Genomic DNA, 12,216 nt, shown 5'->3' on the forward strand with positions numbered 1-12,216 from the left:
TTTCTTTTTTTAGGAAACAGGAAATGAGATATTTACTTTCAATCCTTTTTCGGTTTTGGTGTCAAAAATAATTTTCCCGTTGATATTTTCAATACGGGAATCCGTATTTGTTAAACCATTATTACGAATTAGATCTCCTGAAATACCAATCCCATTATCCGTATATTGAATATTGATGCGATTATTAATTTTTTCAAATTTAAAAATGACCTTATCTGCTTGACTGTGTTTTTTCATGTTGACTAAAAGTTCACGGATTATCTGATAAATCTCATTTGTTGTAGTGTCTGTTAATCCCTTCCAAATTTCTTTGCTATTTCCTACAGTATAGGTCTTGACTCTTTCATTTTTAAAGGACCCGATCAAGTGAGATACTTCATCATTGAAGCTATTATTGTTGTTTTTGTGCTCTTGCTTTTCATAAGAAATATCCCTTGATTTTTCATAAACAAATTCTAATTCATCTAAGGCTTCTGTTTTATCAAAATGCTCTTGATTTTCAATTTTGGTCATAACATGATAAATACCATTGGCTACTACATCATGGACTTTTTTTGAAAGTTTAAGCTGGGTATTTTTGATTTCAATTTCTTTTTCATGTTTTAGTCTCTTCTGTCTTCTATTATATAAGACAATAATGACTATTACAGCAGCTACTAATGCTCCTAAAAGGAGATATTGCCATAATAATTGATTTTCTTTTTCTGCATTTTGAGCTTTTAATTGCTCGGAGCCAAATCTTTCGAGTGCGAATTGGCTTTTGGATTTGTTTCTGGCTATTTCCAGACTGTCTTTAAGCTTCTGATATTCATTAAAGTATATTTTTGTGTTTTCAGGTTTTTCTAATAAGATAATTTTTTGCAAGGCACTTAACTTATCGTCAGGACTTTTATTTATTGAGGCTATTTTGAACATCTCTTTTGCATATGATAATGCTTTTTGAGGATTGCGATTTTCAAAATATTCTGCTAAGTGAGAAAAGCTAGCATTTAACCCACCCTCATCTTTTATAATTTTTCTGATTCGAACAGCTACATTCAACTCAGGTTCTGCATTATAATTAATATTCTGTTGAAACTTTGTAAAAGCTAAATTGTCATAAACCATTGAAAAAACAATAGGGTGTTTTCTAATATTTGGAGAAGCTAGAAGCTCATTAAAAATACTAATTGCATAATTATATTTCTTTAAATGAGAATAAGAAACAGCTTTATTATTTAACAGTGTCATTTGATAGATAGAATCTGTTGTAAATTTTGCTGCTTCATTGTAAAAATATGCAGCTTTATTAAAGTCCTTCATGTTCTGATACGAGACACCAAGATTATTATAATTAGAAGTAAGCTCTATTGCGTCTTTTTTTTCATCTAAAAACTTTATGGCTGACAGAGCTGTTTCTTGTGCTCCATAATAATCTCCCCCATCACACTGTATAATACCCATATTAACTAAACTGCTTCCAGCATAAGAAGGGTATCCTTTTTCTATGAAGTTATCTTTTGCTTTATTAAAATATTTAAATGCACTATCTTTTTTTGATGCATCTAGGAAATTATATGCCTTGTCATAATTCGTTCTATCAGCTTTTGAGAGTTCTTTTTTATAGCATGAGGTGAAAGCTAGGAGTAAAATGAAGAAAAGGGAATTGAGATTTTTCAAGGTGTTTTTTATCAAATTTAATAAAAAAAGCGAAAGATCATTCTTTCGCTCTATAGTTATTTTCTTGGTGGAATAATTTGGCCTGTTTCGCCTCCCGTATCACTTTCTGACCCTCCCGGATCTAATCCCTCACCTGGGCTACTACTTGTTTGTGTTGTAATTTGCGATTCACTATTATGTGGACATGTTGCTGTATTCGCGTTATTATTTGGAAATGCTAAACCTAGTAGCATTAATATAAACTGGATCATTTGTCAAAAAATTTAATGTTAAAGCATTCGTGTTCTTCCCTGCGAAACAGATCGCAGATAGTTTTACACGGTTAAAAAAATTTGAAGCGCTTCTTAAATTTTTTGGGAAGTAGAACCTTCAAAAACGGAAGAGAAACATCTGCTTCCCAACCCGGAGTTTTCTTCCGTTTTATCTGGTGATTTAGAAATCAGTTTTGTAAATTTGTTTTTGTCTGTTGTTTTAATTATTTGTTTATCACTGATTTTCTGAAACAAAGATGCGACAAAGGGCGACGCATGTGTTAGACAAAACATAGACATCGATAGACAAGAAATGGACAGGAATATGATTACGGTAATCCGTAATGCGACATGAGTGAAAAGCAGCTATTTTGTAATTACTTTAAAAACTAAATATGTCCAAAAGAAAACTACTTATTGATGAGGTATTCAAACAAGCTAGAGAAGAATCCGGAAAAGACACAAAAAACGGATTAGCAGCTTATTTGTGGTCTTATTTTGAAGATAAATTGGACTTTAAAATTTCAGACAAAACCTTTAGTCGTTATTATGAAACCTTTATAGAGAATGGAGGAGACACCAATATAGAACCACTTAAACAGGATAAGCTAAGTCAATATGTTGGATACAAAGATTTCTTAGATTTTTCTAGAACTTTTGTTAAAAATGATGAAAACGCTAATAAAACAACAGTGAAGATAAGTGTTGATAAAGATGAAGAGTCTTTAACAGAAAAGCTCTCAAATATTATTATCAATATCACTAACGAGCAGCATTTTAAAATGCCTGAATTCATCAAACAAAATGGGATGGGTATTATGGAAATGATATTAGTGTTGTGCCTGGTTACCGGAAATGTCGTTTTCTCAAATAGTAAACAAGCCCCTCAAGGGTTTGCAGACCTTGATAATGTTCGACCAATGGAATGTATGTATTGGGATGGAAGTGAATATAGATTGACTGATTGCAAGAATAAAAACCCTCATATCAATGTAAAACCTATTGATACTGTTGATATGAAGTACTTTAAAAGAATTACCCGTAAAGATACTTTGACAGAAGAAAATGCTCTAGGAACGACATGGTACTCAAAGTATAATGGGAATGTAGAATTTTTTACGGGTGATGGGACAGATCCCAATAATGGAAGGGAACTTAGGAAGTCGACTCCTTTTATTATTTTTAAATATGCTGGAAAGCCAGAGGACTCAATACAAGTCGAAGAATAACTACCTTCACAATTATTTAAAATTCTCTTAAACCACTTCCTAAAATAATCCCATATTTTTCAGGTTATTTTTACCATGCTAAAAAAAGGAATTTTCTCTACCTTACTTATTGCTTTTACTTGCTTATCTGCCCAACAAAAGCCTGTCCAAATTGCTTTTCTTTCAGATGTTCATTTTCAGGATTTGTATGGGAATTTTTCAGATAATGATTTTAATGGAATTGTTAATCCTAAAACAGGAAAAGCGACCATTTTGAGGACAATGGATTCTCAATTGCATTCCACACGAGTTTTTAATGAGAACTATTTTGCTTTTCTGAAAGCGCTGGATGATATTGCTGCAAAAGGAATTAAGATCGTAGCGATGCCCGGAGATTTTTCTGATGATGGGCAGGCTTATAATTTACGTGGACTGCACCGGATTCTGGAAGCGTATCATAAAAAATATGGGATCAATTTTTATATGACAACAGGTAATCATGATCCGGTTGGCCCTTTTCATCAGGATGCAGGAAAAGAAGATTTCATGGGAAAGGATGGATCTCCATTAGAAATCTACAGTAAAGAAAATCTTGCAAAGAAAAAGCAGCATGTTATTACAAAAGATATTGCAGAGTCAGGGTATATTGAAATTCTTGATGAACTGAAAGACTTTGGCTTTTATCCTAGAAAAGAAAACCTGTATTGGAGTACTCCTTTTGATGATCATTCTTATTCCAATTATTCCTATAGTAATGCGTTGCATTATGCAGATTATTCGAATAGAATGTATGAGGTTTCCAAAGGGTTTTCAGTTCCTGACCTTAGCTATGTGGTAGAGCCTGTGAAAGGGGTTTGGATGATTGCGATTGATGGAAACACTTATATTCCTAAAGATCTTCATCGTAGTTCTGAGGATGCGACTAATTATAACGGAGCAAGTATTGGATATAATAATGTTCTGACCCATAAGCAACATTTGATTCAATGGGTAAAGAAGATTGCGAAAGAAGCGAAAAGTAATGGAAAAACTTTAATTGCGTTTACTCATTATCCCATGATCGATTTTAATGATGGAGCAACGAATGAGATTAAAAATCTTTTGGGCGAAAAGAAATGGCAGTTGGAAAGAGTGCCTGAAGAGGAAGTTGCGAAAGAATTTCTAGATGCCGGACTACAGATCCATTTTGCTGGGCACATGCACATCAATGATACAGGAGTTAAGAAGTTAGGAGATAAAATGCTTGTTAATGTTCAGGTTCCTTCGTTAGCTGCTTATTTACCAAGTTATAAAATACTTACGATTCATTCTCAGGATGTCATGGAAGTTCAGACAGAAGTTCTAAATAATGTTCCCCGTTTTGATGAACTGTTTCCTTTGTATGAAAAGGAATATGGAACTTTGCAGCAAAACCATGATAAAATTTTGTGGAATAAAGATATCCTAAAGACAAAATCTTATCATGACTTCATGTTGTTTCATTTGAAAGAGCTTGTTCGGTTACGAATGATTCCAGATGACTGGCCAAAAGAATTTATAGAAAAGACAAAATCTATAACCGGAAAAGATCTGCTTTTACTTTCTCGAAATTTAAAATCTCAACAGAAAGTAAACGGAATTGATATGGATTCATTTCAGCAATGGAATTTTGAAGATCTGTTATTTGATCTGTACAAATTTCAATCTGCGGATGAATTGGCAAGGAAGGATATATCGAAAGAAAGATGGAAACAGTATCAGGTTCTTATACAATCATTTGAACAAAATAAATCTCAGGATCATTTTGTTTTACAAATACAATCTGTTTTCAGGATTTTATCGCTTTTATCGAATGGAGATCCAGCAGATCATTTTGAAATTGACCTGAAAAACCGGAAGATTAAAAGATTATAGTTTTTTATATCCCACAGATTTATCAGATGATACAGATTTCTTTTATACGCAATCATCTGCGAAATTTGCATGATCTGCAAGTGAAAAAAAAGAAAAGTTAACAGATTATATATTTTCTGTCTCGCAGATTTAGCAGATGACGCAGATCTTTTATGTTTAATCTTGTGTCAAATTTTTGGGATCCGGGAGAAAAAAGAAAAGCAACCTTATAATAAGACTGCCTTTCCCATTTGATATGAATGAAAACGTGTGTAATTATTGTGTGTTTATCGGGTTTTTTCTCTCATAGGTATTGTTTTCGAAACTGATTTTATAATTGGATTTGAAGAGCTTACTTGGCAGGTAATAATCAGTAGAGATTATTTGAGCACCGCTTTTTTTTGCTTTTTCAAATCTTGAATAATCTTCGCTTCTTGCTTCCATGGTGTCAGCATCTGCTCTCGTACGAATGATGTAACCTTGTTGTACCAGCTCATTGATTTTCGGACTTGGGTCATTCATAAATAAGACTGCGGATTCCGGCGTTCCTGGTGCTGAATTGGTAAATACCATTCTTCCCTTTAATGAAGGATGCCCTTTCATATATACATCCCGGTTTTCTCCATCATTGTCGAGAACAAAAAGAAATTTTCCTTTAGCATCTTTTACTTTCGGCCAGTTTTTATGAAGAACAGCATCATTTAAGGTGTTGTAAGAACCACGAATATCGTCTGGGGCTATGATCTTTTCTTTACCTAAATACTTTGTCAATTCATTATCAAGATCATCAAACAGTTTTGTGGTGTAATGTTCAGGTTCTGTTCCAAATCTGTTGGGTTGTCCGTCTTTAGGCTCCAGAGTTATAAATACAGGATCATGATCAGGGTGAGCATCAGACCATTTTTTTAAATCTTTTAAACAATCCTGTAAAGTATAATACCATGTCTGGTAATCAATATCTGTAATATGAATCATTTTGTACCCCGGTTTTTTCATTTTTCCTTCCGGATCGAAAGGCTGCACTGTTTTCACGAGATCTAAAATTTTAGGATGCGCATATTTTCCACCCTTACTGTCTGCATATACATCAATTTCAAGATTACGCAATCCTAAATCTAATTGTTTAGGTATTGCAATATGTTCATATTGAATTCTAGGCAGGGCATGTAAAGAATCTTTCTTAGCTAAATAAGAATATACTTCGGGAAGAATTGCTTTTTTGTAGCTGTTGTGTGAACCGATGACCTGAATTTCATTGATCTTCAGATGATCTAAATTCTGCTTTTGAGACCATAGTAAATAAAGTGGAGTTATTGAAAGAAGTAGAGCCCCTGTCTTTTTCATTTCGAGTCATTTTTTATTGAAGCGAAATTAACGAGTCTTAACATGAGGAGATTTACATATTATGTTAATAATTTTTTAAGATTATGTGAATAGGATAAAATTTGGTGTTTGTAATCTATTGATAGTTAGTTTGATATTATTTTCTCATTTTGGGATATTTATATTTTATTCACTTTAAGATAATATTATGTTAAAATGCTTTTTAGGGAAATCAATTTACTTTGTATGCCGAAAATATACTGTGTAGGAGTTGAAAAAAAACCACTGTTGCGGGAACAACAGCGGCTTTTTATTAAGCAATGTTTATTACAATTTACTTAATGATATGTACCACAAAATTAATTTTTTTAAATTTAAAAAGCTAATTCCAATAGCGTTAATCTTTTTGGTTGCCAATCAGGCTCATGCAGAAGGATTTACCAGAATTAGCCCTGTTTTCTCACAGGTAAATGAGACCATTTCCGGAGTCGTTCTGGATCAAGAGGGAACACCAATAGAAGGTGCAAAAATCACAGTTGCAGAAACTGGAGTGACTGCTACTTCTGATGCTTCCGGAAACTTTACGATCTCCGCTTCCATTGGCCAGACATTATCCATTTCTTATGATGGATATGAGGTTCAAAAAGTGAAAATTTCAAGCACTACCATTTCGATTAATTTAAAATCTAAGAAAGAAGCTACTTCTATTGAGGAGGTAACTTTAGTAGGGTATGGTTCACAGAAGAAATCTGACCTGACGGGAGCCGTAAGCCAGTTGAAGGCTGAAAATTTCAAGGAGGGAATGAATATTTCTGTAGACAACTTAATGCAGGGAAAAATTGCCGGTGTTCGTATTGTACAGTCGAGTGGGGAACCTGGAGCAGGAGTGAACGTTTCGATTAGGGGGATTGGATCTATCAGAAGTGGAAGTACCCCTTTGTTCGTTGTAGATGGAGTTCCTTTGAGTAATGATGCGGTAAGTGCGTCAGGACCCAACGTTGGTTTAGGGAATGCAGGGGCAAAAAATCCACTTAATTTTTTAAATACCAGTGACATTGAATCCATTACTGTTTTAAAAGATGCTTCTGCAGCGGCCATTTACGGGGCAAGAGGATCAAATGGAGTTGTTTTGGTAACAACGAAGAGAGGAAAAAAAGGAGATCCGATGTTTACTTATGATACATATCTTGGATTTTCTTCAGTTATTAGAAAGCTCGATTTAATGTCAGCGGATCAATACAGGGCAGCAGGAATAGATAAATCCTACGATCATGGCGGAAATACAGACTGGCAGGATGAGATCTACAGAAATGCAGTTTCTCAGAATCATTCAGTATCTTTCTCAAAATCTACAGATACAGGGAATTATTTTGCTTCAATTTCCCATATGGATCAGGATGGTATCGTTCTGAATAGTGGTTTCAAAAGAACAACAGCTCGTTTAAATGCGGAAGAATCTTTCTTTGATAATAAGAGATTAAAGATTAAACTAAATCTTACGGCGAGTGATATTAAGGAAACAGGAATTCCTAATGGAGGAAATGCAGGATCTGATGGTCAGGTCATTATTCATGCCTTGATGGCGAATCCTACACGTTCTGTATATGACCAGAATGGAAATTATACGAATTTCAATATGAATGCTCATTACAATCCTTTGTACTTATTGAGTGTTTATAATGATAAAACCAATACATTCAGGGTGTTGGGGAATACGGAAGCAACGTTAAGAATTTTACCGGGATTAAATTATAAATTCAATTTAGGAATCGATAAAACAACGTCTGAGAGAAATACAACGATGTATCCGAACATTACGGACAGAACGCCGAAAGGAGTATACGTTCAGGCAAATCTTGATTCTTATAATATACTTTTGGAACATTACTTAACGTATGACTTTAGCTTCAACAAACATAACTTTAGTGCGTTAGGTGGTTTCTCTTATCAGAAATTCAAATCTACAGGAACATATTTCGGAGTAAAAGATATTGCAGCGCAGGGAGCGGGAATTGCTCCGGAAATTAATCCAGGATATTCTGGAACGGCCTTTGTTCCGGGTGCTGGTTATGCTCAGGAAAATGAATTGCAGTCCTATTTTGGGAGAGTAAATTACAATTTTGATAAAAAATATTTACTAACAGCTTCATTAAGAGCAGACGGTTCTACCCGTTTTGGAAAGAACAACAAATATGGATATTTTCCTTCTGTTGCAGTAGGTTGGACGATTTCCAATGAAAATTTCCTGAAAGATTCTCAAATCGTTAATGAATTAAAATTGAGAGGAAGTTGGGGACAAACCGGTAACCAGGAAGTTCCGAATAAAATTACGCAAGCGAGTTCTTCATTGACACAGGCTTCAGGATATTATTTATATCCAAATTTAGATTTGATCAATGGAGTTGCAATCAACAGAACGGTCAATCCTGATTTGAAATGGGAGGTTGTAGAGCAAACTAACATTGGTGCTGATTTCAGTCTGTGGAAAAACAAATTGTATGGATCATTGGAATATTATAATAAAATAACCAAAGATCCTATCCTGAATATCCCTTCAAGACCATTAAGTCCGACAAGTACGGTTTGGAAAAATGTTGATGCTGAAATTGTTAATAAAGGATTTGAATTTTCTCTAGGTTCAGAAATTATTAAAAATGAGAATTTTACATGGACGATGGATGTAAACGGAGCGACAGTGAATAATGAGGTGAAGAATCTTCCGGTTTCAGCTATTTATTCCGGTGAGGTTTCAGGACCTGGACTTTCCGGTGTTACTGCCAATATTTATAAAAACGGATATGAAGCAGGATCTTTCTATATGTATAATTATCTGGGAGTGGATGCGAATGGAAAATATATTTATGAAGACGTAAATGGTGATGGACGGATCGATCAGAATGATAGAAAGATCTTTGAAGGAGCTATTCCAAACTTCACTTTTGGTATCAATTCGTACATGAAATACAAAAAGTTTGATTTTTCATTCTCTTTCATCGGACAGACAGGTGGTTATTTAGTAAATAATACTGCTTTAGATTTAAATATCAACAACTTAGCTTCAGACAGGAACGTTTTGAAAAACTTCTATGATTCAGGGGCAAGCTTTACCAATCAGCCTCAATTGTCTTCTTTATATCTGGAAAAATCAGACTTTCTTCGTTTGAACAACGTAAGATTGGGATATACTTTCGATATCAATCAATTGAAATTCTTGAAAAGCATCAATCTTTATGTAAGTGCACAGAATTTATTTACAATTACCAGCTATACAGGTTATGATCCACTTGTCGATACCAACAAGCAAGTGGGAGGAAATCAGTCTTTGGGAATTGATTATACCACATATCCGTCTGCTAAAACTTTCCTTTTGGGGGCAACTGTTAAATTTTAATTTAAGTTAAAAGAAATCATGAAATCTAAATTTTTAAATATTAATACAATCCTTTTATCCGTTTCTGTACTGGCATTAGTAGGATGTACAAATCTGGATGAAAAAGTAATCGATGAGGTTTTAGGTTCTGAAGTTGCAGACCCTGAAGCTGCCCTGGCCGCAGCTTATAGCCAGCTTGGAGAAGGAACTTTTGTAGATCATGGGAGTGTTTTTGCTTTACAGGAATATTCTACGGATGAGGCCTTGCTACCAACAAGAGGAAGTGACTGGGGTGATGGTGGAAAATGGAGAGCAATGCACGAGTTTTCCTGGGATGCGAACAGTGATGTTGTAAAAACAACATGGAATCAATTGAACTTCGGGATCACAAAGTCACTAACCGCAATATCTAGTGCGAGCAAAAGTAACGGAAACAATAAGGCTTTGTTTTTAGCAGAAGCAAAAGGACTACTTGCTTTTTATACTTATACAACGATTGACCTGTTCGGACAAGCTCCTTATAGAGATCCTAATAATATCAATGCACCGATTGAGATCCGAAAAGCGGAAACTACAATTGATGCTTTAATCACTGAGGTTGAAGGACTTATTCCTGATTTGGCAGAGATCAAAACTCAAAATACACATGCCGGAAGATTCACAAAACAGGCAGCATACGCTCTTTTAGCAGATATGTATCTGAACAGAACTGTTTTAAAGAATAAAGCGACAAGTAATTTCAACTTTTTGGAACCTGCTGTGAATGGAGGAGGAAATGATATGGATAAAGTAATTCAATATTCTAATTTGTTGATTAACAATCCAAATTTCAGTTTGGAATCTAATTATTTCCACAATTTTGACATTAATAATGATACGAGTAAGGAAATGATCTTTACGATCGTTCAGAAGAAAATTGCGAATTCAGATAAAGGCTCGGATAATGACTTAGCTTATATGTCAATGGAAAGAATTCAAAAACCTTCACCGGATAACAGAGGAACGAATGCATCTTGTATCACTCCGGAATTCTATTATTCATGGAATGGAAATCATGATGATCCACGTTTCCAGAGAACCTATCAATATGAAGACGGAACATGGTTTAAAAATGACGGAACAGACGTAAGTGTACCGTCAACAAGTAAAGTAGAGGGAACAGGGAAGCCTTGGTTCCATTTCAACAGAGGATTGCAGGTTGGCCAGCAGTATGGTCCTAAAATTCTTCAGAATGGAAACTTTGATATGACTGCAGATGGCAGAATTAAAGTATATAAATTATTTACAGAAAAGAATACAACGCTTGCTGCGGACTTTACTCCTGAGCTGAATTTTGATAATCCTTCAGAATCTGTATTTACACAGGCTCAGATCAACAGAGGGGTAAGAAACTTCAAATTTGAATTTGATCCGGGTTATGGAAATAACGGAACAAGTGGAATGGATGTGCCATTGTACAGATTAGGAACGATCTATACAATGAGAGCAGAAGCTTATTTCAGAAATGGAAATACAGGAGCGGCTCTGGCAGACGTAAATAAGTTAAGAACAAGCAGAACCCGCGAATCTTTATATAATAATGCTCCTGGTGTTGCGATTGCTTCTGTGGATGCCAATACTTTATTTAAGGAATCAGGATACGAGTTATATTGGGAAATGTACCGAAGAAAGGCAATGATCAGATTCAACAAATTTGATCTTCCGGGAACAGCTAAACCAGCTTCTCAACCTTACAAAAGAATCTTCCCGATTCCTCAGGCAACGCTTGATGCATCTCCTGATTTTAAACAGAATCCTGGCTACTAGTTTTTTCATATACAACGATTATTTTTGCAAATAAAAGCGAAGAGATTGATCTCCTCGCTTTTATTATTTTATTCATAAAGGCTATTACTCCATAGAAACTCAAACCTGGTGATGAGGTTTCTACCAATAAGAATAGATTTTAACCAATCTTAAAATTATTCCTCATTCAACATTCCCAGTTCCCCGAAATATTTTTTAAATTTTTGAATTTTAGGACCTACGACTGCACTGCAATAAGGTTGTGTAGGGTTTTCATTATAATATCCCTGGTGGTATTGCTCAGCTGGCCAGAACTTGTCGAACTTCGTTAATTCTGTAACATATTCTCCTGCCCATCTTCCTGATGCTTGTGATGTTTTGATAGCTTCCTCTGCCTTTTGTTTTTCAGCATCATCTTTATAGTAAATAACAGAACGATATTGTGTACCGATGTCATTTCCTTGTCTGTTGAGTTGAGTTGGATCATGAAGGAAGAAGAAAACATCCATTAATTGTTCATAAGATATTATGCTTGGATCATAAGTGATTTGTACCACCTCTGCATGACCTGTTTCTCCCGTGCATACTTCTTCATAAGTCGGATTATCTTTGTGACCGCCGGAATATCCAGAAATTGCAGATTTAACACCCTTCAGCATATTGAAACAACTCTCCACACACCAGAAGCATCCGCCACCGAAAGTGATCTGCTCTAAATTATTGTTATCCATTTTAGGTTGATTGTTTA

8 protein-coding genes are annotated in these 12,216 nt (G+C 34.8%); 4 read left to right on the top strand and 4 right to left on the bottom strand.

The window, feature by feature from the left end; translation table 11 throughout:
• Positions 1-9 precede the first annotated feature (9 nt).
• Positions 10-1,659 carry an ATP-binding protein gene (locus JHL15_RS03770; protein ID WP_200242984.1) on the bottom strand — a complete coding sequence of 550 codons (1,650 nt, stop codon included), beginning with the start codon at positions 1,657-1,659 and terminating at the stop codon, positions 10-12.
• A gap of 56 nt (positions 1,660-1,715) precedes the next feature.
• Complete coding sequence (locus tag JHL15_RS03775) at positions 1,716-1,910, bottom strand: hypothetical protein (RefSeq protein ID WP_200242986.1); 195 nt, start codon at positions 1,908-1,910, stop codon at positions 1,716-1,718.
• Between the two features lie 395 nt (positions 1,911-2,305).
• Between JHL15_RS03775 and JHL15_RS03780 the strand changes: the two genes are divergently transcribed.
• Together JHL15_RS03780 and JHL15_RS03785 are read left to right on the top strand one after the other, a co-directional pair.
• Entirely contained in the window at positions 2,306-3,139 is an 834-nt protein-coding gene (locus tag JHL15_RS03780; RefSeq protein WP_200242987.1) for a hypothetical protein, read from the top strand.
• A 75-nt stretch (positions 3,140-3,214) separates the two neighbouring features.
• A complete protein-coding gene (locus JHL15_RS03785) occupies positions 3,215-5,011 on the top strand; it encodes a metallophosphoesterase family protein (protein WP_200242988.1) in 1,797 nt (598 codons plus the stop codon).
• Positions 5,012-5,266: 255 nt separating this feature from the next.
• Here JHL15_RS03785 and JHL15_RS03790 read toward each other — a convergent pair whose 3' ends face one another.
• A complete protein-coding gene (locus tag JHL15_RS03790; protein ID WP_200242990.1) occupies positions 5,267-6,334 on the bottom strand; it encodes a phosphatidylinositol-specific phospholipase C1-like protein in 1,068 nt (355 codons plus the stop codon).
• Between the two features lie 325 nt (positions 6,335-6,659).
• Here JHL15_RS03790 and JHL15_RS03795 point away from each other — a divergent pair, with 325 nt between their 5' ends.
• A complete protein-coding gene (locus tag JHL15_RS03795) occupies positions 6,660-9,704 on the top strand; it encodes a SusC/RagA family TonB-linked outer membrane protein (RefSeq protein ID WP_200242992.1) in 3,045 nt (1,014 codons plus the stop codon).
• 18 nt (positions 9,705-9,722) lie between these two features.
• Positions 9,723-11,489 (top strand): RagB/SusD family nutrient uptake outer membrane protein, encoded by a 1,767-nt coding sequence (locus JHL15_RS03800; protein WP_200242998.1) that lies wholly within the window; start codon positions 9,723-9,725, stop codon positions 11,487-11,489.
• Between the two features lie 155 nt (positions 11,490-11,644).
• On the opposite strand, the gene msrA is transcribed toward JHL15_RS03800, so the two are convergent.
• Positions 11,645-12,199, bottom strand: coding sequence for a peptide-methionine (S)-S-oxide reductase MsrA (gene msrA / locus JHL15_RS03805; RefSeq protein ID WP_200243001.1), 555 nt, complete (start codon positions 12,197-12,199; stop codon positions 11,645-11,647).
• Between the last annotated feature and the right edge of the window lie 17 nt (positions 12,200-12,216).

Origin of the sequence: Chryseobacterium paridis, from assembly GCF_016595215.1 — a bacterium.
GTDB lineage: Bacteria > Bacteroidota > Bacteroidia > Flavobacteriales > Weeksellaceae > Chryseobacterium > Chryseobacterium paridis.

What these genes read in the sequence shown, in the direction of transcription:
- JHL15_RS03775 (WP_200242986.1), bottom strand. Translation starts at nt 1,910, where the DNA reads ATGATCCAGTTTATATTAATGCTACTAGGTTTAGCATTTCCAAATAAT.
- JHL15_RS03800 (WP_200242998.1), top strand. Translation starts at nt 9,723, where the DNA reads ATGAAATCTAAATTTTTAAATATTAATACAATCCTTTTATCCGTTTCT.
- msrA (WP_200243001.1), bottom strand. Translation starts at nt 12,199, where the DNA reads ATGGATAACAATAATTTAGAGCAGATCACTTTCGGTGGCGGATGCTTC.
- JHL15_RS03780 (WP_200242987.1), top strand. Translation starts at nt 2,306, where the DNA reads ATGTCCAAAAGAAAACTACTTATTGATGAGGTATTCAAACAAGCTAGA.
- JHL15_RS03785 (WP_200242988.1), top strand. Translation starts at nt 3,215, where the DNA reads ATGCTAAAAAAAGGAATTTTCTCTACCTTACTTATTGCTTTTACTTGC.
- JHL15_RS03790 (WP_200242990.1), bottom strand. Translation starts at nt 6,334, where the DNA reads ATGAAAAAGACAGGGGCTCTACTTCTTTCAATAACTCCACTTTATTTA.
- JHL15_RS03795 (WP_200242992.1), top strand. Translation starts at nt 6,660, where the DNA reads ATGTACCACAAAATTAATTTTTTTAAATTTAAAAAGCTAATTCCAATA.